Source organism: Nostoc sp., assembly GCF_036917675.1.
Taxonomy (GTDB): domain Bacteria; phylum Cyanobacteriota; class Cyanobacteriia; order Cyanobacteriales; family Nostocaceae; genus Nostoc.
The window spans coordinates 114047-138559 of sequence record NZ_JBALCT010000014.1 but is presented as its reverse complement, the minus strand read 5'-3'; the positions used below and the strand labels follow the sequence as shown (position 1 = coordinate 138559).

The following is a 24513-nucleotide window of genomic DNA, read 5'->3' as shown; positions in this document are numbered from 1 at the left end:
ACTATCTCGTTAAGGTGAGAGTGCGGCGCTTCGTAACCATTTGATAGGATTCGATGATGTCACCTTCAACCCAATCATTGAATTTATCCATGCCGACACCGCATTCATAACCGGCGTTGACCTCACGGGCATCTTCTTTCATCCGTTTTAGGGAGTCAAGGACGCCTTCAAAGATCACCTTACCGTTGCGTCGCACCCTGACTTTGCAGTTGCGAACTAGCTTGCCAGATTGAACGTAGCAACCGGCAACAGCACCGCGACCGACTGGGAAGACGGCACGTACTTCGGTTTGACCCAAGGGTTCTTCCACCAACTCTGGTTCCAAAAGACCTTCCAAGGCATCTTGAATATCTTCTAGGAGTTTGTAGATCACGTTGTATTCTCGGACATCTACACCCGCTTCATCGGCGGCTTGTCTGGCGCCACTAGCGAAGGTAGTGTTGAAGCCAATAATCACAGCGTTACTGGCAGCTGCTAAGTCGATATCTGTCTCGGTAATTTCCCCAGCAGTAGCCAACAGCATCCGAATTTGGACTTCGTTTTGGGGGATTTGCTTGAGCGCTCCCACAATGGCTTCCACGGAACCTTGTACGTCTCCTTTCAAGATCAAGTTGAGTTCTTTCAACTCGCCTTCTTGTGCTTGAGCCGACAGGGTTGTAAGGGTAACACGTCCTTGTAACAGGCGTGATAGGCGTTGTCTATCGGCGCGATCGCTAGCGATCGCTCTGGCTTCTTTCTCGTTGTGGAAGACCTCAAACTCGTCGCCTGCTGCTGGCACATCACTTAAACCTAGCACCTCGACAGCAAAGGAAGGAGAAGCAATGTCTACTCTCTTGCTTCTGTCATCCACCATCGCCCGGACTTTACCGAAGGCCGAGCCAGCTACTAAGATATCTCCCACATGCAGGGTGCCATTCTGAATTAGCAGGGTAGCAACTGCTCCCTTGGCTTTATCCAGATGTGCTTCAATTACAGTTCCTTTGGCGGCACGATCTGGGTTGGCAGATAGTTCTCCAACTTCTGCTACCAAGAGAATCATCTCTAAGAGCGTATCCAGATTTTCACCTCTGATGGCGCTCACGGGAACCATGATTGTCTCACCACCCCAATCTTCTGCGGTCAGACCATACTGGGTCAGCTCTTGTTTCACCCGCTCTGGTTGTGCCCCTTCTTTGTCAATTTTGTTGATTGCAACAACAATTGGCACTCCTGCGGCTTGAGCGTGGCTAATGGCTTCAATCGTTTGGGGACGGACACCATCATCAGCAGCCACTACCAACACGGCAATGTCTGTTACCCGCGCTCCTCGCGCCCGCATAGCTGTAAAGGCTTCGTGACCGGGGGTATCCAGGAAGACTATCTGCTGAGGTTTGCCCTCATGTACGACATCCACATGGTACGCACCGATGTGTTGAGTAATACCACCAGCTTCGCCAGCAGCCACTTTCGTTTTGCGGATTGAGTCGAGCAGGGTGGTTTTCCCGTGGTCTACGTGACCCATAATTGTCACGACTGGCGGACGGCGGTGGAGATATTCTCGGTCTTCTGCGCCGACCATTTCCGTAATTTTCCGAGCTTCTGCTTCTCGCTCGGCGGTTTCGACTTCTATTTCTAGTTCTTTTCCTACCAGGGTAATTGTGGGAATATCCAGATTTTGGGTGATACTCACCGCCATGCCTTTGAGGAACAGGATTTTGACAATCTCTGTATCGGCAACGGCTAAAACGTCAGCCAATTCTTGCACAGTCAACGGCCCTGTTACCACCACTTTTTCGGGACGATCACGTTTTGTATCGGCTTCTTGTTGGCGACGGTTCTGGTGATGGTCGCGGCCCGAACCAGACTTGGAACCAGATTTGGAACCAGACTTTCTCCCTCTTGCAGTTGGGGCACTAGCAAGGATTGCGCCTGGCATCTGTACAGGTCGAGTCGCTTTGGGTTTGGGAGGACGGGCGATGGAAAGACTGACTTGGACGGTGGCTGGTGAGTCGAGATCGTCATCATCCAGCAAATCTTCTTCAAACTCATCATCAAGTATGGGCTTGATCCGCTTGCCTTTGACGCCAGCTTTAGCCTTCTCTTTAACTTCGTCAATGATTTCCTCTTCTACCCACTTTTTGCCACCTTTGGTTGGCCGAGGCGGACTTGGGCGTTTCAAATCGAGGAGATCAGGTGCGACTACATCATCACCTAATCCTTCAGATTTGCCCGCTATTCCTGACATCTGTCTGGGTGGAGTCGCGATCGGCATTGCGGCTGCTGATTCACCTGGACGTGCTGGCCTGGGTCGCTGCCCCTCTCCTAGTTGTGATGGAGCAGATGGTCTATTGCCCCTCTGCTCTGGTCTGCTGGGTGAAGGGGTAGGACGACTTGTTCTTTGTGGTGCAGCTTGTGGGGACTGGTCAGTTGGCAGTTTAGCGACTTTTGGCTTAATTTGATCGCGATCGCCTTCTACGGGTCGTAGCCGTTGGTCGCGTTTGAGGATCGGCTTGTCTGCCTGAGATACCGGCTCGTCTGCCACCTGGGCAACTTCTTCCGCAGGTCTGGCTGGAGGAGCAACTAATTGCGGTTTGATCGGTTTTTCCGATTTCGGTCTGGGTGGAACTATTTTTTCCGGTTTTTGCCCTGCTATTTTTTCCGATGCCTGATCTTGATCTGGCGTTTGTTCCAAGTCGATGACAGGAGGTTGCTCTTGGGTCTCAGATTGATTCCGGGGTACAGGTCGAGTTGGTGCCGCCGGCTTCATGGGTGAGACTGGTGTAGCAAAAGGCCGTGGAGGAGAGGGAGGATTAGCTTCAGACAAGGCAGCTTGGGTATTGTTAGCAAGTGACGCCTCTGGGGCGTTGGAGGTAGTATTTCTCAATATTTTGGGTTTGCGTATTTCCAAAATTTGCTGTTTGTGGGGTGCAGCAGGTCGGTTACGTCCGCCGTTAGGTGGTGAATTTGGCTTATGGCTGGTTGTACCTAGTTCCTTTTTGGCTGACACATTCGTAGCTGGCAGTTTTTCTGCTGCCGCGCGGATGTTTTCTGCCTCGGATTCTGAAATCGTGCTGCTATGGCTTTTGACCGAGATGCTGAGCTGCTCGCAAATTGCTAATAGCTCTTTGTTATCCAAATTCAATTCCTTTGATAATTCATAGATTCTAACTTTGCCGTTGTTCATCCACTCTTCCCCTTTAAGTTACAGTTTTAGCGGATGGTTGCCTGGCTTGCGACATCTCCATCCTTGGATTACTGTTTTTAGGTTGCCGTTCAGTTTTTGCCGGTGCCTCCAATCAGGAAAGAGAGATGTTTCGGTTTAATAATGGCATCCCCACCAGGAATGATGGTTAAGGGGCATCCATAAAAATTCCTTAAATAAAAGATTTCTACGGGAAGCCTTGACGCCGAAATGCGCCTGAGCGCTACCAGGAAGCCATTTTGTAGTTTCTTGTTTTGTTGATTCTGAGTCTTCCACAACACAATCGATTACATCTTGTTCTGGGAATGTTGCCTCGCCCCTCATTAATTAAAGAGCCGAAATGCTTTTTACACCCATTTACTATTTTGGCACTAACCTTAACGATCAACAAAGGGTGTGATGAAAGCGCGACTTCGGCTTTCGACACAATTCTTCTGGTGATTACGCCACAAAGTTGTTCCAATTAAATTTGGTTTTGGGTATTGCTGCGGGCTAGACGTTGCGACAAGCTTTGGTACAGTGTTTCTGGCACTGATGCATGTAGCGATCGCCCTAGTCGATTTTTTTTTTGAGCTGCTTGTAAGCAACCCGTTTCTGGACAAATATAGGCAGAACGCCCCATGCCCTGATCTAATTGTACCTTTCCCGATGGAAAGACGCGGACAATCCGCCAAAACTGATCTTTTGAGCCTACTTTCCGGCAACTAATACAGCGCCGATAATTTGGTTTCATCGATTCTCTGTGATCTCACTCCAGCATTCTGGGTGTAAAAAGAAGTTTATTATTACTATTTTTTACTTATACCAAGTAGCTTTTGAGAAAATAATCCTTCAGACTGAGATTACAATCAACAGTATCAAAACTTTACAAAATTAATCAATTATTCATCATCGTTATTGTCAAAACTATCCTCCTCTTCTAATTCGTCCTGATTTTCAAATTCTTCCTCAAAGTCAAGCTCATCTTCCTCTGGTTGATATTTTGCTCTAACAGCTGCAAATTTGGCATCCTCTCCTGCATAGTCATACTTAGCTTTGTCTTTGATGTCAATTTTCCAACCAGTCAGACGGGCTGCCAAACGGACATTTTGTCCTTCTTTGCCAATGGCCAAACTCAGTTGATCTTCAGCCACAAGTACGTGAGTTTGCCGGGTTTCTGGGTCCATGAGACGCACTTCATCCACCCGTGCTGGACTTAAGGCATTGGCAATATATGTGGCTGGGTCTGGCGACCAGCGAATTACATCTATTTTTTCACCGCGTAATTCGTTGACTACCACTTGAATTCGCGATCCCCTGGCTCCAATACAAGCGCCTACTGGGTCTACATCGCGATCGAGGGTATCTACAGCTATTTTAGTCCGAGGTCCCACATAACGGGAAGGGGGGTTTGCCTCCCTAGCTACGGCAACAATCCGTACTACTTCATCTTCGATTTCTGGGACTTCGTTGGCGAAAAGATAAACCACCAAACCAGCATCAGCACGAGACACAAGCAACTGTGGCCCTCGTTGCTGACCTTGGGAGACTTTTTTGAGATATACCTTGAAGGTGGCATTTGCCCGATAATTATCGTTGGGCAGTTGTTCCCGCTTCGGTAATTCAGCTTCTACTTCTGGCTGACCAAAGCCACTGCTAACTGCCAGAACTACCGATTGCCGCTCAAACCGCAGGACTCTTGCTTGCAGCACAGTTCCTTCTAAATCTTGGAACTCTTCTTGCACCATTTGGCGCTGTTGATCCCGTAATTTTTGCGCCAATACCTGCTTGGTTTGCATCGCCGCCATCCGACCAAATTCTCCTTGATCGGGCGTAACATCCAGCACTACAGAATCCCCTAACTGCGCTTCGGGAGCGACTTGTTGAACTTCGTCTAGGGAAATCTGATGGTCTGTGTTATTGACTTCTTCGACAATGGTTTTGGTGGAAAGAACGCGAAATCCTTCTCCTTCAATATCGAGTTCTACTTCAAAATTCTCAAAATAATCTTCGTCAAACTGTTTGCGCTCCAAATTTTGGGCGCGACGATAACGCTCGTAGCCTTTGAGTAGTGCTTCTCTAATCGCTGATTGAACTGCAAGCCGAGGTAAATTGCGATCGCGACTTATACTTTCAATTAATTCTTTTAATCCAGGTAAAGTAACCATTGACATAAGCAATCTCCTTTAAAAATTAGGGAGTGGGGAGTAGGGAGTGGGGAAGGTGGGGCCCCCTCTGGGGATAAGGGGTAATGGGGATAAGGACTGAAAACTATGCATTATATAGAGCTAGGGATTAAAGAATAGCTTTACACTTCTCTAATCTCTAGCTCCTAGTTCATAACTTCTAGCCCCTAAGCTCTAGCCTTGAGCGAATCGCAAATCGCACTCTAGTCTCTAACTCCTAAGCCCTACCCCTTTGTTCATCGGCGCTCGTCTAGCTGCACCTTAGTAATTAGGGAGCGGGGAATTTCGACTACACGACCTTTTTGGTTTAAGTAAAGTGCTGTCTGCTCCCGGCGAATCAACTGGCCAGTCCACTCTTGTTGTCCGTCGTAGGGGGGCGTTGTGGAGATAATTACAGGAAATCCTTTAAAGGAAATAAACTCCCTGTCTGTAACCAGTTGCCGCGAAATACCAGGACTAGACACTTCCAAGACGTAGGCATCTGGAACGATTTGGGCAGTATCTAAGGAGGCTTCTAAAGCACGGCTCATCCTCTCACAATCATTCAACCCAGTGTCTTGCTGAGGATTGCGAATGTCTACCCGCAACACTGGTGGACTTTGGTTAGTGTGAAAAACCACGCCAACCACTTCCAATCCCAGTTCTTCTGCCACTGGTGTCGCCAAATCAATAATTTGTGGAATTAAAGGATGAGCCATGAGAGATTTCAATAAAAAAAGTGGGCATCGACCCACTTCCTGCGATAGGTATATCTTCCAAGAAGTCTTGTGACGAACCAATGATGATTCGCCTAATTCGAGTTTAGCGCATTTCTTTTATAGTCTACGCATTGGGCATTGAACATTGGGCAATTCAATTTTGTATTTTGGATTTGAAATTTTGGATTAAATTTCAATCTAAAATCCAAAATCTAAAATTCTTTCTACCCTTGGCGTATTTCTGGCAGAGTAGCGCCTTTATTAACTACTGCTGGAACTGATACTTGTGTTCGTAGCTGCCTGGTTTGCTCAATAATTTGGTCTATGTCTTCTTGGGACAAACGCTGGACGTAGTTGAGTTTGATTTCCTCTAAGAAGTCAAAAAGTAAACTCTGAATTTCTGAAAGTACGTGTTTTTCCTTTATTTCTGCTCCCAAGGCGTCGCTGAAGCTTTGTACGAGTTGACTGGTGAGTTTTGCGCCAACAGGGTCTTGAACAGCGCTAACTAAAGTTTTGTAAAGATTAGTTGTGATTTGAGTCGCCAATTGTTCGCTTAACTGGGTTTGGGCTTGTCCTAAGCCGGGAAGGTTCTGGAGGTTGCGGTAGACGGGGATTTGATCAAAGACGGTTTCGATATTGTGGCGCAAAATAGCAATGATCGCTGGTTGGATATTGGGTAGCACTTCGTAGACAATTGTTTTTACCAAAAGACCTGCGATCGCTTCCACTTCATTCACATTATTAATATCTATGTAGGGACGTAAATTTTCCTGTTGTGAGAGCCAACGCGTTAACTCACCCTGCTGAATTGAACCCTGAACCTGATTAATTACTCTCACCACGACGATTTCTGTAAGTTCTTCGGCAAAATTAGCGACAATCCCCTGATTAACTTGCTTTCGCACTGAATGGAGGTTCAATAACTGCGCTTGATCGAGGCGGACTAATACAGGTATGATTCGCAACCACCGCCAAAATGGTAGGAGTAAAAATAGGTCGTACCAACGCCACAAGACTGCTTCCAACCAGCTAAAACCAGGATGTTGGCGTCTGATTAAGAAGGTATGCCCCAACAATTCTATGCCAAATAAAATCACAAAGGGTAAGTCAATCATCCAGAAATCATTAACAAATTCGCCACTTTCCCCGATTTGGCGGTAGTAGTTGGAGGCAATCAAAGGGCGGATTCTCTGGTTGAAAAAATTATTTTCTTGATCCCAGCCTTTTTGTGATAAATAGGGCTGACTCCAAAAAGTGGCAAAGGACTGTTTTGCAGATTCGTTACCGATGCGATCGCGCATCCGATTTTTGATTTTTTCCAGAGTACCACTCTTATTCACTCCCGCAAACGGGTTACTGTCAATCATCTCGCTACTCAGACGACTTATTTGTATTAGCCTGCCATTTACCTGAGGCGACTGTAACCCTGTTTGGTTAACTTGTTCTTCTAATGCGTCTACTGCTTCTAGATAACTTTTTGTGTCTCGATGAGCTTCAATACCTTTTATTGGGTCATAAATCTTAATAATTTGGGGAAGTTTTCGCAAGTAGAAATCCCGCCAAGGTACGTAACTTAAATCAAACAAAACTAAACCTAAATTTACCGTGGCAGCAATTGCCATAAATCTTTCAAACCAAATATTCCGCTGCTTAGAAGATTTTATAGGTTTCATGTTTTGTCATATATTATACATTTAATGAATGTTTGGAATATAAGCTCTTTCCAAGAAATTACAGCAATTTGCGGTTGAGTAGACCCGAGACACATATCTCTCATGGGGTGTCAACTTAACGTTAAAAGGGCGTGTTGGCGAATTTATAGGGAATCTAACCCATCACAATCCATCTTAATTTCTTTAATTTCAGTGCGTTTCAAGGCACTTTAGCTACTAGCCCGTAATTTATTACAGGGCGGGAAACCAACGCAAAACCAATGTTTTAGGGATAGGGGGTTTAACAAGAGAGTGAATTGACCAACAACGTCATAAAATTCGCCCTGACTCTAAGTTGACACAGACGCACATCTGTGCTTCTATACTGTAATTTAGTTTTCAAGGGTGTATTCGATTCAACTGATCACGATCTCTGCTAATAAAAACACTTCTTTGGATAGATGACATAAAAGAGTTTTTGTAAGTTAACTTAACTTTAACAAAAATAAATTATAAATTATTCAAAAATCATTAAATAATCGTGAAAAAAGTTATTAAACAAACTTAAAATGCAGCTGTTAACCTTTATAATCCTGCTGATTTAATCCAAAGGAGTTTTAAGTATGTGGTGTGGGTTTGGAAAATCAAGCGCGACCTTTGCTGTTACTTGCCTGATAACTGCTAGTGTAGTAATTGCAGACACCGGTTTCGCAGCCTCTCAACGTAGCTATACGCCCCAGCAATTCCGTGCTGTATTGCGGGGGTTAGGCTATAACGTCAAGGTAACAAATAGTGCTTTGACCGATGAAGAAACTAAAAAGGCAATTCGTGAATTTCAAACGGGTTATAAGCTAAAACCAGTTGATGGGATAGCAGGGCCAAAAACCCAAAATTTTGCTGCTAACATCGTTCAAATTCTGCACAGAAATTTGAATGCAGTGGTGAAGCCAAATCCTCCCCTCCCGCGCGATCATTTTTATGGTTCAGAGACGGAAGCCGTTGTGAAGGAGTATCAGAAGAAATATCAGTTGCAAGAAACTGGAATTGCTAATTTAGCACTCCGCCAAAAGCTGAATGAAGAAGCAAAGACAGTCTTCAGTCAGCCGACGGCTAAACCAACGGCTAAACCAACGGCTAAACCAACGGCTAAACCAACGGCTAAACCAACGGCTAAACCAACGGCTAAACCAATGTCTTCACCGATGTCTACACCGATGTCTTCACCGATGTCTACACCAATGTCTTCACCGATGTCTACACCAATGTCTTCACCGATGTCTACACCAATGTCTTCACCGATGTCTACACCGATGTCTACACCAATGTCTTCACCAACAGCTACGCCGACAACTACACCCTAGTCGCCACAAAAAACTCCTACACCAAAGCCCCTTAAGTCATCTGATTTGGTTCTTCTAAGGGTCTGCCCTTGGGTGTAGGTAGAATTGGACGGCGGTCATTGTAAGGCATAGGAATGTACTGCACGCTGGGCCGCCCTCCTTGTGGCTGTGGGTATAGATCCATGAGATCATAAATAGAATGGGGCAGTCCGACGGTTACGGGCAGCCCCATTTCTGTTGCTTCCTCAATAGTGATGGGATAGTCGTGGGTGACGCGTCCAGTTGTCAGGGCTTCGATAATCGATTCGATATTTTCTGGCAGAACTTTTTGTTTGGGTATACTGTCTTTTCGTGGGCTAATGGAAAATAAAATTTTTTTAACCCGCGTTCATCTTTGGCGTTTCAAACGAAAGGCGGGTTTTGCCTGTGTAGAAGCGGTTTCTAAACGATTTATATATTTATTATATATAAAGTCTAGGTATACTTGACCAGCATAGGAAACGCTATATGAATTACGAATTACGAATTACGTTAGCGTAGCGTTAGCGAGTATTCGAGCGTCATTACGAATTAGGAATTATCTATTATCCCCGTCGCCAAATCTTGATAGTGTCGTCATCAGCACCGCTAACTAGGGTTTGTCCATCGGGGCTGAAGGCAACGCATCTAACATAGTTAGAATGCCCTGTAAGTGTGCTGATTTCTCTGCCACTCTGTACGTGCCACAGTTTGATAGTGTTGTCCCAACTACCACTAGTGATAAATTGCCCATCTTGGCTAAAGGCGACTGACCAAACTGAATCAGAATGACCAATGAGAGTACGAATTTCTCTACCTGTGTTTACATCCCACAGTTTAATGGTGTTGTCAGCACTGCAACTGGCGAGAATTTCCCCATCCTGGCTGAAGACGATACAGTTGACGAAGAAGGAATGACCTGTAAGCGTGCAAATGTTTCTGCCTGTGTATACTTGCCACAGTTTGATGGTGTAGTCATTACTGCCACTAGCCACAAGCTGTCTATCCTTGCTATTCGTTGTCGGTGTTCTCGGAGAGTAGGCGACTGACGAAACTGAGTCGGAATGACCTGTGAGAGTTTGGATTTCTATGCCTGTGTGTACCTGCCACAGTTTAATTGTGCAGTCAGCACTGCCGCTAGCCAGAAACTTGCTATCTGGACTAAAGGCAACGGAATTCACCCAATTAGCATGACCAATGAGACTACGAATTTCTTTGCCTGTGTTTACATCCCACAGTTTAATAGTGTTATCCCAACTACCGCTAGCCAAAATCCCCCGGTTAAAGTCTGTAACTCCCGCAGATTTGCCGGACTCCCCTTGATAAGAAAGGTATGAGGAGATTGGGCTAAAGGCGACGGAATGAACCATATTGGAATGACCAGAAAACCAACGACCCAATTGACGCACTAGTTTGCCAGTACCCACTTGCCAAAGTTTGATAGTCTTGTCATTACTGCCACTAGCAATAAATTGTCCGTCTGGACTAATGGCGATCGCATGAACCATACTAGAATGACCTTTGAGGGTCTGTACACATTGCCAGTTCTGTTGATCTAATCCAACCGGTCGATGTGGTTTAAGTCTAGGGGTTATCACTAAAGTAGATGATATTGCTGTTACATACTCCCCAATATCAGACCCGAATAAATCCAACCACTCCTGCACAGACTGAGGACGATAGGTTGACTCCAGATCCATGCCACACATAATAGCCTGATTGACCCTGTTGCTGATGTTAGGATTAAAATATTGTGGTGGTTCTAAATTAATATTGTGACGCCGATCATCTGCACTCGTCGGGATAACGGCGGTAAGCAAATTATACAAGGTAGCAGCTAGGGCGTAAATATCAATGTATTCTCCTCGTGGCGCTTCTGATTCATACTGCTCAGGTGGGGCAAAACCAGGAGTGCGATACACTGTATGCCTTTGAATCATATTAGGAATAAATTCTCTAGCAATGCCAAAGTCTATCAGCACTGCTTCTGATTTATCGATGCGGAGCATGATGTTACGTGGTTTAAGATCCCGATGCAGCAGTCCTTTAGAGTGGATTAGCGTCAAAGCGTCGCCAATTTGGCGGATGTACAGCAGCGCTTCTGCTTCTGATAGCACCCCCATCCGTCTCACGTACTGTGCTAAGTCTTCCCCTTCGATGTACTCCATCACCATGCAGGGCAAATTTCCCTCATCAAAGATGGTTTCTATCTGTACTATATGAGGATGGTGACACACAGCCAACCGAACTGCTTCATCACGGAAGTCTTGCCGTAACTTGTTTCGGTGGAGTATCCAAGAGGGGTGATTCAGAATTTCTTCTTTGAGGGTTTTAATTACTCGCAGTTGATTCCGTTGATTTCTGGCAAGATAAGTAATGCCAATTCCGCCTTCACCTAATTGGCTTTCAATAATGTAGCGTCCACCGAATAAAGACTTTCCTGCATTCCACACCATTAGTAATATTTGACAATTGCTGGTATTTATTTTGGCACGGGATCAAAACAGCCCACAGGAATTTTTGGAAATTCCATTTTGTTTTGCTGTTGTAGCTTTTTGGAACTTAATTACTTAAAGAACATTTTCATTAACCTCAATAATTACTAATATAAAGTTGGGTATACCCGAATAGTTTTAACTAAACTATCACCTTTATACTAAAATCTTTAATTGATTGCTTATGCTAAAGTAAACGATGATTTTAGCCATATTTGGTCATAATAATTTGACTTGTAAATAATCAGAAATTATGCTAAAGAATCTCAATCTGAAACAAAAATTTACAATTCTGCTACTTGTAATTCTGACATTTGGTTTGAGCTTGAGTGGATTTGCTCTTTCTTCTCTGCTCAGGGAAAATGCTAAACAAGATATTAGCTCAACTGCTCTCATACTCATGGAAACAATGAGTTCTGTTCGTAAATACACCAGTACTCAAGTGAATCCACAGCTAGCTAATAAATTGGCTACTGAGTTTTTGCCGCAAAGTGTGCCTGCATACTCAGCACGGGAGGTATTTGAGATTTTACGGAAAACAAAGGACTACAGTGATTTCTTTTATAAAGAAGCAACTCTCAATCCCACAAATCTTCGGGATAAGGCTGACGGTTTTGAGACGGAAATTGTCGAAAGGTTTAGAAATAAATCAGACCTTAAAGAAGTAAGTGGATTTCGCTCACTTCCTGGTGGGGATATCTTTTATATTGCTCGTCCGCTACCAATTTCTGAAGAAAGCTGTCTGAAGTGTCATAGTGTACCTGAAGTCGCACCTCAAAGTATGATTACTATTTATGGTGCAGCTAATGGATTTGGGTGGAAGCTTAATGATATTATCGGCGCTCAGATAATATCAGTACCTGCGAATAATGTCATCAATAAAGCGCATCAGTCTTCCTTACTAATTATCCTAATTGTATCAACTATATTTATAGCAACTATCCTGTTAGTCAACTTATTCTTGAATCGACAAGTTGTTATGCCTCTTAAACGCATGACTCGCATAGCCGAAGAAGTTAGTACCGGACATATGGAAGTTGAATTTGAGCAGATGTCTAATGATGAAATCGGTAATTTAGCTAAAGCATTTAAACGGATGCAGTTAAGTTTAGAAATGGCAATGAAAAGAATCAAACGCAATCAGGGAGGTACAGTGGATTAAAATAATTCGTAATTCGTAATTCGTAATTCGTAATTCAGTTTTGTAACTGAGATTTAGACCCCGCCACAAAAATGGACCCGTTAAGTTGCTCTTTACTTAAACCCCAAGAATTTAGTTAAATAATTCAAAATTATCTCTAAATTAACGGTGTTCCAAATCTCTATGAAAATAAGCTTTTTTTAAATTCAAAAGCTGCTTGAAAGTCAGGAATTTCCTTAGTTATGAGTTCAACAAATTCGTCAGGTGAAATGTAAGCATTTTGAGCTAATATTTCTTCTATAATCAGATTTGCCATTGGACCGATGTGGTAGGCTAACTCTTGCTGACAACGCTTGATAAATGCTGGTTTAAGAGAAGGTTGTTGTTCAATTCGCCCACTTTGCGGACTAGGAGGCGATGAACTAGCTGAACTAAAAATTGTTTCTCCAGGTTGTTTGTATGACGAGGATATTGCCGACATAGCCTGAAATTCCGGGTTAAATACCGTGGGAGGCAAATCATCAACCATGATTGCGGGAGACATTGCCACTTCTGGTTCTCCAATCCGCTCTAAATCTATAAGAACTTCCTTGGCTGTTTGGTATCGCTTGTTAGGTCTATCTGCCAACATGTGATCGACTACTTGAGCGAAACCATCAGTAATATAGGTATAATAACGCCAATTCCACTCCAAGGAGTACTGATCCATTAGTAAGGATGGATCTCTACCTGTGAGTAATACAATAGCTGTTACCCCCAAAGCATAAAGGTCACTACAGGGGGAACATAAACCCAAGCTAATCTGTTCGCGGGGAGCATATCCCACTTTACCTACGAGGGACATTTTGCCAACAAACGTTACTTGGTGGTTGGAACTTCTCCCCTCGTTGATGTCAGCAATTTGCTTGCCTACACCGAAATCAATCAGCACTGGCAGATCCTTGCCATCAGGTAACATGATGTTGTCAGGAGAAATATCTCGATGGATGATGTTGTGTTGGTGGACATATTCCAAAACAGGCAACAGATTCTTTAGCCACTCGATAACTTCCTCTTGAGAAAAATTTCTTCCTTGACGTTGAAGTTCTCCCAACAGCCTAGAATACGTTTTACCATCAACATACTCTTGTACTAGGAATAACCGACCATCTCCTTCAAAGCAAGCCAAAAACTTGGGAATTTGAGGATGTTGCAATTGATGAAGAATTTTTGCCTCTCTTTTAAATAAGTTACGATATTGTTCCAGTCCACTCTCCCCTGTGCCAATGGGCGCAAACTCCTTGAGAACACAAGCTTCATTAAACCGACGAGTGTCAAACGCCAAGTAAGTTCGTCCCAATCCTCCCTGTCCCAGAAGTTTTTGGATAATATAGCGGTTATCGATTAGAGTTCCAGCAGCTATTTCTGGTCTTGTCATAGGGGACTGTGACATCTCATCGCACTCCTAGCGATTTTATTGTTGATAAATTATCTAGTTTGCTGAAAGTCAGAAACTCTAGCAGATAAAGGCTGATAATATCCTTCAAATTGAGATTAGCACCACTACGGAGACAAGGAAATACACTTTTCTACAATTTTTTAATGGTCTTGTGTGACCAAACAGATGATTTTTATCGGGTTAGTTTGATCATACTACTCATACTTAGGTATTTTAGCAGCCGCAACATCACCAGTGTCTGCGGTAATATCTGCGAATATCGCCTTTTGGATTTGCTGCTGAACCTTATCTTACCTCTAGTAACCCAATTTACAATGACTTTGGGAACAGTAACGATATAGCGTGACATCATAGTTTTTCAGAAAAACTGACGTTTGCTATAAACTTCCTGAAGGAAATATTATATGTATTTCAAGTGCTGAATATGCGATCGCGCAGCTCGTCGTAGACATCGCACTCAAAAGTTAATCTTTCTGGGAGCCAATATCGTTATTAAATAACTGCTTCGGCATCCGCTATCAAAGTTTTCAGTACAGGTGATTCTTCAAAAGCAGAAAATGATACTCCGTATCAGAAAAGACTCCTGAAGCTACAAGAATTCATCTAGATCATCAGGATTCACACCTAACTGACGCAAACGTTCTGCTAATTGTTCTGTTTTTCGTTTAGCTTCTATAGCTTCTTGTTTAGCTTCTATAGCTTCTTGTTTAGCTTCTATAGCTTCTTGTTTAGCTTCTATAGCTTCTTGTTCAGCAATAATAGCTCGTTGAGTTGCAGCAGCAGCTTCCTCTGTAGGTGCAGGAATTAATTCTCCTTCTAAAGTGAACCACCTTAACCATAATCTTTCAATATCTCGAAATGACCCTTGCCATAAGCCTAAACTTAAATTTATCTCTGGCATTAGTAGGCATCCATGAGTTAAATTCATCGGTTCATAGTGACCACCTACTAACTGAAAAGCCAAAAGTTCATTAGTGTAACGACTAAAAACAATATAGTAGGGAATCCGCAAAATTCGTTCATAAACTTCCCATTTTCTAGGAGGTTTATCTGCTGCACTTTCTGTTCTTGTGCCTAAATCTTCGTCTTCCGTACCTGGAGATAATAACTCAATAACCACGAAGGGATTTGCTGGCTCTTGCCAAGTTACATAACTTAACCGTAAGTCCTGCCCTTTGTATAATTTTCCTACCCCTACCACACCAAACCAATCTGGGCGTTTATACCATAAAGGATGCTGGATATCATAGTAGAGATTCAGGTCAGCAGCACTGTAAACTAATTCTGGATTCCAGTTAATTGGCTGAAAAGTTAAGTATAAAAGTAAGGGTTGTAAAAAGTGAAAATCGTCTGGCAAACCTGGTTCCTCTGGGTTATCGCTTGGTAAATCATACATCGTTGGTAGCGTTTCCCAAGGAGGAAGCGGCGGGTTAGATTGAGGGATATAGTTAGAAAATGTAGTCATATATTAGGAATATCAGTACGTTGACGCTATAGTAAAAGCTTAATTTCGGCAGATTCTCCTAATGCTTCATTGACTACGATTAACTTACCCTGTTCATCAGCACCTAATTGCTGGTTAGCATTGAGCAATTCAATTCCATAAATTGTGCCATCAGGAGCAATATCTACATTCATTTCGCTACCGACTTGAATTGTTTCTACTTGTGCAGTTTTTTCTTGGAGATAAATATAAGCTATGTTGTATCTTGGATCGTAAGTAATTTTCATTGGAATTTTATCTTTAAAAGTATTTGACAATAACTGTAATAACTAACCAGTATTCTTCCTCTTGAACAGCTATTGCCTCAATTTTTTTAGTGGTATAAAACTTTCCATTCCATTCAGCATTGAAGGGAAAGTTACATCTAAATCCAGTTCTACCAAATTTAGCGGGAAAGGTAACACCATTTTCCACTGTGGCAATAACTTCTGCTTCTGTTGCCCCACGTTCATTTAATCGTGCTTGTGCATGGGGATGCAACCTGACGCTCATATATGCTTTAATCTTAACTCCTACAAGTTATCCATTTTAATAGACTTGCGTTATTAAACCTAAGTACCACTGTTTAATTGTTCTGTTAGGTAGATTTCCATTGTTTGAGTAGATGCTGCTTACTAACATCTTTCCATCTGGACTTAATGCGAGCGAAGAAAACCTAGTATCAAAAGGTTCAAGAGTTGGGAAATAGATTGTTTGGGTTTTAATCTGCTGCCACCAACGTGAACTGATATACCATAGCTTCAAAACATTGCCTCTGTAACTGGCTAGTATTAAATGCTCGCGGCTAAAGGCTGTTATATCTATAAAGCTGTCGTGTTGGAATTCTTTTCCATAAGAAATACTGCGGATGTTTTTGCCAGTACTTACCTCCCACAATTTAGTTACGTATCCTGATTCTTCTGTATCAGTAGTAGCTAACATTTGCCCATTAGGACTGAATTGAAAGCTAGCATTATTTGCATAATTTGTGATGGTTTGTATACATTCCCAGTGTTGAGAACCCAGAGGAATAGGGTTGAGAGAATGAGGAATAGGTATAGCTGTTTGTATTGGAAGCATTAAAGTTCCACTTAAATTAACATCTAATAAATCCAACCACTCCTGCACCGACTGGGGGCGAAACTTGTAGTTTAACGCCATCCCCTTCATAATCGCCTGATTCACTCTGTCGCTAACACTGCCATTCAAATCTTTTGGCGATCGCATGGTAAAATTTTGCAGTCTAGCTGGTGCTGGCATAGGCAACTGTCCAGTCAGCAAAGAATACAGCGTCGCAGCTAAGGCATAAATATCAATATATTCCCCCCGTTCAGCATCGGGGACATACTGCTCAGGCGGTGCATAACCAGGGGTAAGATTCTCTGTATGCTGTAAAACTCCACCGGGAATAAATTGTCTGGCAATACCAAAGTCAATTAGCACTGCTTCGGGTTTACCCGCACGCATCATGATGTTACTCGGCTTTAAATCCCGATGCAGTAAGCCTTTTTCGTGAACTAAAGTTAAAGCGTCGCTAATTTGTCTGATGTATAGCAGTGCTTCGGCTTCCGGTAAAGCACCTTTTTCGGTTATCTGCTTACCCAAATCTTCGCCTTCGATGTATTCCATCGCCATGCAAGGCAAATTAGCCATCATCAAAGACGTTTTCTACCTGCACAACATGAGGATGGCCATACAAAGCTAGTCGCAAAGCTTCATCCCGGAAGTCTTGGCGTAATTTCTCTTGCTTGTTTATCCAGGCGGGATGATTCAGGATTTGTTCTGTCAGGGTTTTGATGACTCGCAATTCACCGCGTCGATTTTTGGCAAGATAGGTTATGCCTATGCCGCCTTCACCCAATTTTCTCTCGATTATGTAGCGATCGCCAAACAATTCCTGCCCTGGATTCCACGCTATTGGTAAAAACCGTAATTTTACTGATATTTATTTTCGCACACCATAAATATCAGTTTTTGCCAAATATCTCGATATAGCAGCGAATAGCTGACTTGACATCGGTTAAGGCTTCCTCATAGGTGTCACCTTGACCAACTATCGCCCCTTTTATACCAAGAGGATAGGCAATATAACCGTCAGAATGTTTTTCGACAATAATTTTGATTTGTTTCATTAGTAGGGCGTTTGGCAAGCTAGATTTTAGGCAATTCTAATGGAGCCTACAATAAGCAGTATATTCAATCGTATAAACCTATGGCGATCGCAGTTGTTAAACCCTCATCTTGTCTAACAACTGGTATTTGAGTCGAAAAATTCAACAATATAGCCCTACTTAATCATTTGTGATAAACAAGATCCCCAACTTCTCAAAGAATTCGGGGATCAGTGCCTTTCAATTTTTCCTAAAATAAGTCATCACACTTCTGGTTCAATCCCCGCCGCCCGTAATTGTGCCGCTAGTCGTTCAGCACGTTGTCTTTCCTGTTCAGCTAATTCTCCACCCCAAAGTAGAAGGTTTCCTTGTTCATCCCACCACCGCAACCATTTTCCTGTGCGGTTTTCACGAGTACCTTGCCACACCCCAATGTAAAGATTCATTTGGGCAATCCAGTAGCGTTGATTTTCATCAGGCTCTTGCAAGATGTACTGTTCTGTGCTTGGTAAACGATACATCTCGATACTGCCCCTATCTGGTTCAAAAATGATGTAGTTTGGCACTTTTAAGATGCGCTCGTAAAAAAACCATTTTCCTGGGGGATATGTCGTTTTGACAGAATACTCTGTCTCCTGTGTATCGGAAATAAATTCCATCACAATTACGGGAATGTCACCCTGTAGTTGAGGGGTGTAACTGCGTGTTACTTCTTCTCTATTAACGTTAATTTTGGGAATGAAAGCCCAATCAGGGGCTTTAATAACCATTCTGTTGTTTAGAGTGGCACAAATGCCGTAATTGCTTGTTGTTAGGGCGTTAGCTGAAATTTTTCCGGCTAATTGTAGGCTTTCTGTTAGTGCAGCCGCTAAGGCTGGTTGGTTGATGTTGTCCACTGGATCATTTGGGAGTTTGTAATCATCCGGTAGTTTTTCCCAAGTGATTTGGTAGTCTTGGATGAGGGCTGTCATGGTGGGTTGTCCTTTGGGGTGCTGTAAAGTCTCAGATTTGACCTTGGTGTTTGACTGTTTTAGATTCTCGCAACACCCTTCAAAAAGGGGGCTATTGGTTACTCATCTTCATCGGGTTCTAAATCGTCGGTTGTCAATTCCTGATGGGGGATGGCGGCGATAATCGCATCTATTACTTTGGATACTTGTAATATCTCAATATTCAAGTCGGGAAATTTTGTCCCTTTTGGCACGATCGCTCTTTTAAATCCCAACTTAGCTGCTTCTTTCAATCGCAGTTCCATTTGGGAAACCGATCGCACTTGTCCGCCTAACCCAACTTCACCGATTAATACTGTACCGGGATCGACAATGCGATCGCGGAAACTGGCAACGATCGCGATCGCTATTCCCAAATCTACTGCCGGTTCTTCCACATTCAACCCACCCGCAGAAGCAACGTAGGAATCCAATTTTGACATGGGAATTCCCACCCGTTTTTCTAAGACGGCGAGAATTTGCACCAAGCGGTTGTAATCTACGCCAGTACCTGCACGCCGGGGGGAGGGATAGCTGGTGGGACTCACCAAAGCTTGCAATTCTACAACTATCGGGCGAGTGCCTTCGCAAGCAACCACAATTGCTGTACCGGGAGCGGGATCGTCACGGTTGCCTAAAAATAGCTCTGAAGGGTTGGAGACTTCCCGCAATCCCTCCGCTACCATTTCAAAGATGCCGATTTCGTGAGTTGCGCCGAAGCGGTTTTTGACTGTCCGTAATAACCGATGTGAGGCAAAGCGATCGCCTTCAAAATACAACACTGTATCTACTAAATGTTCTAAAACTTTTGGACCTGCGATCGCTCCTTCTTTGGTGACGTGTCCCACAATCAGCATAGTGACATCTTCATGCTTCGCTACCTTCATCAGTGCTGCTGTACATTCCCGTACCTGAGCTACTGAACCTGGTGCAGAAGTCAGCGCCGGAAAAAACACCGTTTGGATACTATCAATCACCGCCACGTTTGGTTTTAGAGAGTCTATTTCCCGTAAAATTTCTTCTAAATCTGTTTCTGGTAGTACATATAAATCTGCACCGATACTGTCAGGATCTATGGGAAGTGTAGTCTCTACTACTACTGTTACATTCTCCTCATTCACCACACTTAGGGCTTTTGATACTCCCAAACGAGAAGCTCGTAATTTTACCTGCTGTCCCGATTCTTCACCAGTTACGTAAAGGATGCGGTATTTCTGCGCTAATTGATTTGATACTTGCAATAATAGAGTAGATTTACCGATACCAGGATCGCCACCAATCAGCACCATAGAGCCGGGGACAATCCCACCTCCAAGCACCCGATCCAATTCTTCATAACCAGACTCCCATCGGGCAATTTGGCGATCGGTAATTTGATCAAACGTTAAAGAGGCTCGCGCTTTAGCTGGTTTCGCGTGAGATTTGCCATTGCTTTGAGTTGATTGCCAACTACTCACTCCCCCTCGACTGGGTACATCTACTGAGGATTGAATAGAAATTTGTTCTTCCAAAGAGTTGTAAGTCCCGCAACCTGGACACTTACCAAACCACTGGGGCGATTCTGCTCCACATTCGTTACAAGTGAAAAAGGTTTTTGGCTTTGCCATTCTGAAATCTTATTAAATAATCTTAATATTTACTTAATTCTTGGGAAAAACTAAAAACCAATCATAGTAGTATTTAGAGCTTTTTCCAAATCAATTGATGGAATGATATCTTAATATTATGGTATTAAAAATTAATCATGTAAATTTTTAGTGAAGGAGCCTTGAGAAACTTGGAAAGCCATAAAGAAAAAATCTTGGTGGTAGACGACGAAGCCAGCATTCGCCGGATTTTGGAAACGCGCCTTTCCATGATTGGCTACGATGTAGTGACGGCTGGCGACGGGGAAGAGGCTTTGGAAACTTTTCGCAAAACTGATCCTGACCTGGTAGTTTTGGATGTAATGATGCCAAAACTAGACGGCTATGGTGTATGTCAAGAATTACGAAAAGAATCAGATGTCCCCATTATTATGCTAACAGCCTTGGGTGATGTAGCCGATCGCATCACTGGGCTAGAATTGGGTGCTGATGACTACGTAGTTAAACCATTTTCCCCCAAGGAGCTAGAAGCTAGAATTCGCTCGGTGCTACGGCGGGTAGACAAAACCAGTGGTTCTGGCATTCCTAGTTCTGGAGTGATCCATGTCGCTAATATTAAAATCGATACGAATAAGCGACAAGTCTATAAAGGCGATGAGCGAATTCGATTGACGGGTATGGAGTTCAGCTTATTAGAGTTGGTAGTCAGTCGCTCTGGAGAAGCTTTTTCTCGTTCGGAAATTTTGCAGGAAGTTTGGGGTTACACACCAGAACGCCATGTTGATACCCGTGTAGTGGATGTGCATATCTCCCGTTTGCGGGCAAAGTTAGAAGATGATCCTAGCAACCCGGAATTGATTCTCACAGCGCGGGGTACTGGTTATCTTTTCCAACGAATTATTGAAGCAGGGGATGAGTGAGGAGATGAGGGAGCAGGGGGAGATGAGGGAGCAGGGGGAGCAGGGGAGAATAATTAATAACCAATGCCCAATGCCCCATGCCCAATGAGAATTGACTTATGACTGATCCTAATCGAGTTTTGCGGCGTCTACCCATTGTCGTCGGTGGGCTAGGCGCTGTGCTTTTGCTGATTAATCGTTTATTGACACCGGAATTAACCCAGTCTCAATCGCGTGGTGATGTGGTAGGCGTGATTTTGAGTGCGGTGTTAATTTTGACGGGTTTAATTTGGCAGCAAGTTCAGCCGCGATCGCCTGATACTGTAGAACTAATTGGTGAAGTTGGTTTTGCACTAGCAGCAGATTTACCTGAAGTTGTGAAAACAGAGCTAGCTTGGGCATCTCATTTATTGTTGACTAATACAGTAACGCGATCGCTTGTGGTTTTTTATCAAGGTAAAGTTTTGTTGCGTCGTGGGATTCTGGGTACTAAATCTGAGGTTGTACCAGGAGTAATCTTAAAACAGGTACTCGAAAAACAAAAGCCGATTTATCTAGTTGCACTAAAAGTATATCCAGGTAGGGTTGAATTTGATTATTTACCAGAAAATACTCAAGGTGTAATTTGTCAACCTATTAGTAACCAAGGTGCGCTAATTTTGGCAGCGAATACTCCTCGCAGTTATACTAAACAAGACGAAAACTGGATTGCGGGAATTGCTGATAAACTTGCTGTGACTCTTAGTAGTTAGGTTATTCCCTACTTTAGAAGTTAGACAATTTTACATTTTGGGATATTTACCTGTGATTCCACTTAAAAATCTCAAACAAATACACCCATTAAGCCTGAGCGCACAGAAGCAGGTTGGATCTAAAATTGAACTACGTGTGTCGATTGGAGATGAGAAAAAACCGGGAGCGGGTTTACCCGCTTGTTTACCCAGAGAATGGCCGGAACTTGATTTTTCAGCAATGACTTAGTCGGGATGAAGCTGTCCACTACCAATAATATAGACTTACAAACACAACTCGCAATTGTGAACAAAAATTGGATTTTGTCAGATATTTTTTACCCTAAATATAATGTTTACGCATTTCAATGCTAACTTCACGCGCATAGATGAGATAGTTCCTAATATATATAAGCTTTCTATCTCAGATAATAAAAAGTTTGTTTTCAGTCAATTCCTTATCCTTGATGAGCGCCCTATGCTTATTCATACGGGTCGCTCAAATTGGTTCGAGCAAACTTATCAGCTTGTTTCGTCTGTCTGTGACCCTTCAAAACTTCATTACATTGCCTTTTGTCACCTTGAGGCTGATGAGTGCGGAGCGCTTAATCAGTGGCTTGAAGCAGCTCCAGAAGCCAAAACAATTGTGAGTCCTCTAAATCAATCGAACATGGATGACTTTGCACTGCGACCAACAACGGTTCTTAAGAATAACAAAGCTCTTTCCTTGGGTAAAAGAGATATCATACTTATTGAAACTCCTCATTTTCCTCATGGATGGGAGAGTTGTGTATTCTATCAGCCGCAAGAGAAGATGCTTTTTTGTTCCGATCTTGCGGCTCATCCTGGTCAGTTCGACGAACCTGTTACCGAGAAGGATCTTACAGAATCTATCATTAAGTTTCAGCAAAAAGTCGGGTTTATGTCTGAAGGCAAAAGCTTCACTCGAGGGATTGAAGCAATAGAGAAGCTACCCATTAAGTACCTTGCAACAATGCATGGTTCTATTATCCACGGTGAGTCCATCTCGAAGCTTCTTTCAAAAATGAAACAAACCTTTGGTTCTTAAATTGATTGTAGCCGTGAAGATCAGTTAGGCTAATGCTGCTACCAAGGTTACTTCGTTCCCATGTTCAATTTAAAATCTAAAATTTAATCACCAAGAAGTCAAAAAATTCCACCCCTCCTTTTCTTCCGATGTCTTTCCTTCTTTTTCTTCCGGTTCTTCTGGTGTCTTTAAATTTTTCTGTTGAATTACATTCTCATATTCTCCGGAATCAACCCATTTTAATAACTCACCAGCCCGCATAACTACCCAGGAAAGCCCAGATTCTGTATAGCTTAATATTTTGGTGACTTTATCCACACTATCTAAGTTATTGGATGCAAACTCACGGGCTTGAACGAGGAAATCTTCGATTACAGCAGTAGTTAAGTACTCATCTGGCAAACCCGCGAGTTTCATCAGTGTAGTAGTTGCTACGTCAAGATCCTGACAAGCAAGCATTCCAGCCCGATCAGCAGTGAACCTAGCCATCATTCGCCAATTATACAAACCCAGTTCCATTCCACCAGCTAGCAAGCCACCAACCCCCAGTGTGGTACTGCTCAACAAATTTTTCAAAGTTGGCATCACAATTGCCATTTGGTGATAAACCATGTGCTGACTCTTGATGCGAGCAACTTCGTGTCCGAAAACGTAAAGCAACTCATCTGAGTCAAGCCACTCCATCGCATCTAGATTGATACCGACAAGGGGTTTTTCTACTCCAACAATGTAGGTTTTAATGTGACCTGTGCCTTGAAACAGATACAGTTCAGGAAGTGGAGTAACATCAAGAATTTGGCAGGTTTCTACAAATGTCTGATGTAATTGGGGAAAATTACGGGGCGAAATTCTAATTTCACTACCAAGGCTTTGTAGCCTGAGTAGGCGATCAATGCCGTATTCATTAACTTTTTTGAGTAGCAGGGAGACACCGGGCATATTTTGCAAAGAAGCCAAGGCTTTGCGATCGAAGGGGTGTTCGTAGGCTTGGGAACTCAGTCCGGTTAATAATTTTCTCGTCATTAGTTTTGAGTTTTTAAATAGCAGTTTAGAAGCATTAGGCGACACGGCGTAAATTCAGCTACGATCTCAACTTTAACAAGGGGCAAAATCCCCTTGTTAAAGTTAGGCAAATTTCCGCCATAGTGTACTAGTAGACCAATTCAGTAATCCTGAAAGAACCTCTCCCCCAACCCCTCTCCGAAACGGAGAGGGTAGTTTGACTCCCCCTTACCTTGTAGGGAAGCAGGGTGGTTTCATACGAAGAAAGAAAAATACATAAGTATTGATTCTCGTTTTGTGACATGGCTTTTTACCCCGCTTCCATTCCTCTCCCCGTTGGCGTCAGCCTGCCGTTAGGCAAGGATCGAGAGGCTTTGAAACTCAGTTTTGTTTTTTCTCTGCTTGTATGAAACCACCCTGCCCTTACCTTGTAGGCAAGGGAGCTGGGGGGTTAGGTTTTTGATTACTGAACCGATGCTCTAGGCATTTGTCACCATCTTACCCAGATAGAATATACAGTAGGGGCGCAGAGCCTT

At 43.3% G+C, this 24513-nt stretch carries 22 protein-coding genes and 1 pseudogene; 6 read left to right on the top strand and 17 right to left on the bottom strand.

Going from position 1 to position 24513, the window contains the following annotated elements:
- Position 1: 1 nt before the first annotated feature.
- The 5 genes from infB to V7K31_RS04410 all read right to left on the bottom strand — a co-directional run bounded on the left by infB (position 2) and on the right by V7K31_RS04410 (position 7666).
- Entirely contained in the window at positions 2 to 3163 is a 3162-nt protein-coding gene (gene infB, locus V7K31_RS04430) for a translation initiation factor IF-2 (protein WP_335092814.1), read from the bottom strand.
- A 481-nt stretch (positions 3164 to 3644) separates the two neighbouring features.
- Positions 3645 to 3914 (bottom strand): YlxR family protein, encoded by a 270-nt coding sequence (locus V7K31_RS04425; protein ID WP_335092813.1) that lies wholly within the window; start codon positions 3912 to 3914, stop codon positions 3645 to 3647.
- Between the two features lie 148 nt (positions 3915 to 4062).
- Positions 4063 to 5334, bottom strand: a complete 1272-nt coding sequence (gene nusA / locus V7K31_RS04420; RefSeq protein ID WP_334831564.1) for a transcription termination factor NusA — start codon at positions 5332 to 5334, stop codon at positions 4063 to 4065.
- A 248-nt stretch (positions 5335 to 5582) separates the two neighbouring features.
- Positions 5583 to 6044, bottom strand: coding sequence for a ribosome maturation factor RimP (gene rimP, locus V7K31_RS04415; RefSeq protein ID WP_335092812.1), 462 nt, complete (start codon positions 6042 to 6044; stop codon positions 5583 to 5585).
- Positions 6045 to 6268: 224 nt separating this feature from the next.
- Positions 6269 to 7666 carry a hypothetical protein gene (locus tag V7K31_RS04410; protein ID WP_442941211.1) on the bottom strand — a complete coding sequence of 466 codons (1398 nt, stop codon included), beginning with the start codon at positions 7664 to 7666 and terminating at the stop codon, positions 6269 to 6271.
- A 653-nt stretch (positions 7667 to 8319) separates the two neighbouring features.
- Between V7K31_RS04410 and V7K31_RS04405 the strand changes: the two genes are divergently transcribed.
- Positions 8320 to 9057 (top strand): peptidoglycan-binding protein, encoded by a 738-nt coding sequence (locus V7K31_RS04405; RefSeq protein ID WP_335092810.1) that lies wholly within the window; start codon positions 8320 to 8322, stop codon positions 9055 to 9057.
- 31 nt (positions 9058 to 9088) lie between these two features.
- Here the strand turns inward: V7K31_RS04405 and V7K31_RS04400 are convergent.
- Both V7K31_RS04400 and V7K31_RS04395 read right to left on the bottom strand, forming a co-directional pair.
- Positions 9089 to 9385 (bottom strand): annotated as a pseudogene (locus V7K31_RS04400) (SDH family Clp fold serine proteinase); the annotation flags it as partial.
- 235 nt (positions 9386 to 9620) lie between these two features.
- Positions 9621 to 11510, bottom strand: coding sequence for a serine/threonine-protein kinase (locus V7K31_RS04395; RefSeq protein ID WP_335092809.1), 1890 nt, complete (start codon positions 11508 to 11510; stop codon positions 9621 to 9623).
- 292 nt (positions 11511 to 11802) lie between these two features.
- On the opposite strand from V7K31_RS04395, the gene V7K31_RS04390 reads away from it, so the two are divergent.
- On the top strand, positions 11803 to 12711 hold the full coding sequence (locus V7K31_RS04390) for a c-type heme family protein (RefSeq protein ID WP_334942862.1): 909 nt from the start codon (positions 11803 to 11805) through the stop codon (positions 12709 to 12711).
- Between the two features lie 160 nt (positions 12712 to 12871).
- Here the strand turns inward: V7K31_RS04390 and V7K31_RS04385 are convergent, their stop codons facing one another.
- The 9 genes from V7K31_RS04385 to radA form a co-directional block, all read right to left on the bottom strand.
- Complete coding sequence (locus V7K31_RS04385; RefSeq protein ID WP_335092808.1) at positions 12872 to 14122, bottom strand: serine/threonine-protein kinase; 1251 nt, start codon at positions 14120 to 14122, stop codon at positions 12872 to 12874.
- 595 nt (positions 14123 to 14717) lie between these two features.
- Positions 14718 to 15593: a Uma2 family endonuclease gene (locus V7K31_RS04380; protein WP_335092807.1), complete on the bottom strand. Its 876-nt coding sequence runs from the start codon at positions 15591 to 15593 to the stop codon at positions 14718 to 14720.
- A gap of 26 nt (positions 15594 to 15619) precedes the next feature.
- The gene (locus tag V7K31_RS04375) at positions 15620 to 15859 is read right to left on the bottom strand and encodes a DUF2283 domain-containing protein (protein ID WP_335092805.1); all 240 of its coding nucleotides are present in this window, start codon (positions 15857 to 15859) and stop codon (positions 15620 to 15622) included.
- A 13-nt stretch (positions 15860 to 15872) separates the two neighbouring features.
- Positions 15873 to 16124 carry a DUF4258 domain-containing protein gene (locus V7K31_RS04370; protein WP_335092804.1) on the bottom strand — a complete coding sequence of 84 codons (252 nt, stop codon included), beginning with the start codon at positions 16122 to 16124 and terminating at the stop codon, positions 15873 to 15875.
- Positions 16125 to 16160: 36 nt separating this feature from the next.
- Positions 16161 to 17267 (bottom strand): serine/threonine-protein kinase, encoded by a 1107-nt coding sequence (locus V7K31_RS04365; protein WP_335092803.1) that lies wholly within the window; start codon positions 17265 to 17267, stop codon positions 16161 to 16163.
- Entirely contained in the window at positions 17257 to 17505 is a 249-nt protein-coding gene (locus tag V7K31_RS04360; protein ID WP_335092801.1) for a hypothetical protein, read from the bottom strand. The genes V7K31_RS04365 and V7K31_RS04360 overlap by 11 nt, the downstream gene beginning before the upstream one ends.
- 73 nt (positions 17506 to 17578) lie before the next feature.
- Positions 17579 to 17761: a type II toxin-antitoxin system HicB family antitoxin gene (locus V7K31_RS04355; protein ID WP_335092800.1), complete on the bottom strand. Its 183-nt coding sequence runs from the start codon at positions 17759 to 17761 to the stop codon at positions 17579 to 17581.
- Between the two features lie 224 nt (positions 17762 to 17985).
- Positions 17986 to 18693 carry a Uma2 family endonuclease gene (locus V7K31_RS04350; RefSeq protein WP_335092799.1) on the bottom strand — a complete coding sequence of 236 codons (708 nt, stop codon included), beginning with the start codon at positions 18691 to 18693 and terminating at the stop codon, positions 17986 to 17988.
- 98 nt (positions 18694 to 18791) lie between these two features.
- Positions 18792 to 20318 carry a DNA repair protein RadA gene (gene radA / locus V7K31_RS04345; protein WP_335092798.1) on the bottom strand — a complete coding sequence of 509 codons (1527 nt, stop codon included), beginning with the start codon at positions 20316 to 20318 and terminating at the stop codon, positions 18792 to 18794.
- 170 nt (positions 20319 to 20488) lie between these two features.
- On the opposite strand from radA, the gene rpaB reads away from it, so the two are divergent.
- The 4 genes from rpaB to V7K31_RS04325 all read left to right on the top strand — a co-directional run bounded on the left by rpaB (position 20489) and on the right by V7K31_RS04325 (position 22996).
- A complete protein-coding gene (gene rpaB, locus V7K31_RS04340; protein WP_335092797.1) occupies positions 20489 to 21217 on the top strand; it encodes a response regulator transcription factor RpaB in 729 nt (242 codons plus the stop codon).
- Positions 21218 to 21315: 98 nt separating this feature from the next.
- A complete protein-coding gene (locus V7K31_RS04335) occupies positions 21316 to 21948 on the top strand; it encodes a cofactor assembly of complex C subunit B (protein ID WP_335092796.1) in 633 nt (210 codons plus the stop codon).
- Between the two features lie 52 nt (positions 21949 to 22000).
- A complete protein-coding gene (locus tag V7K31_RS04330) occupies positions 22001 to 22177 on the top strand; it encodes a hypothetical protein (protein ID WP_335092795.1) in 177 nt (58 codons plus the stop codon).
- A gap of 102 nt (positions 22178 to 22279) precedes the next feature.
- The gene (locus V7K31_RS04325) at positions 22280 to 22996 is read left to right on the top strand and encodes a hypothetical protein (protein ID WP_335092794.1); all 717 of its coding nucleotides are present in this window, start codon (positions 22280 to 22282) and stop codon (positions 22994 to 22996) included.
- Between the two features lie 87 nt (positions 22997 to 23083).
- On the opposite strand, the gene V7K31_RS04320 is transcribed toward V7K31_RS04325, so the two are convergent.
- A complete protein-coding gene (locus V7K31_RS04320; RefSeq protein WP_335092793.1) occupies positions 23084 to 23998 on the bottom strand; it encodes a M48 family metallopeptidase in 915 nt (304 codons plus the stop codon).
- Positions 23999 to 24513 lie beyond the last annotated feature (515 nt).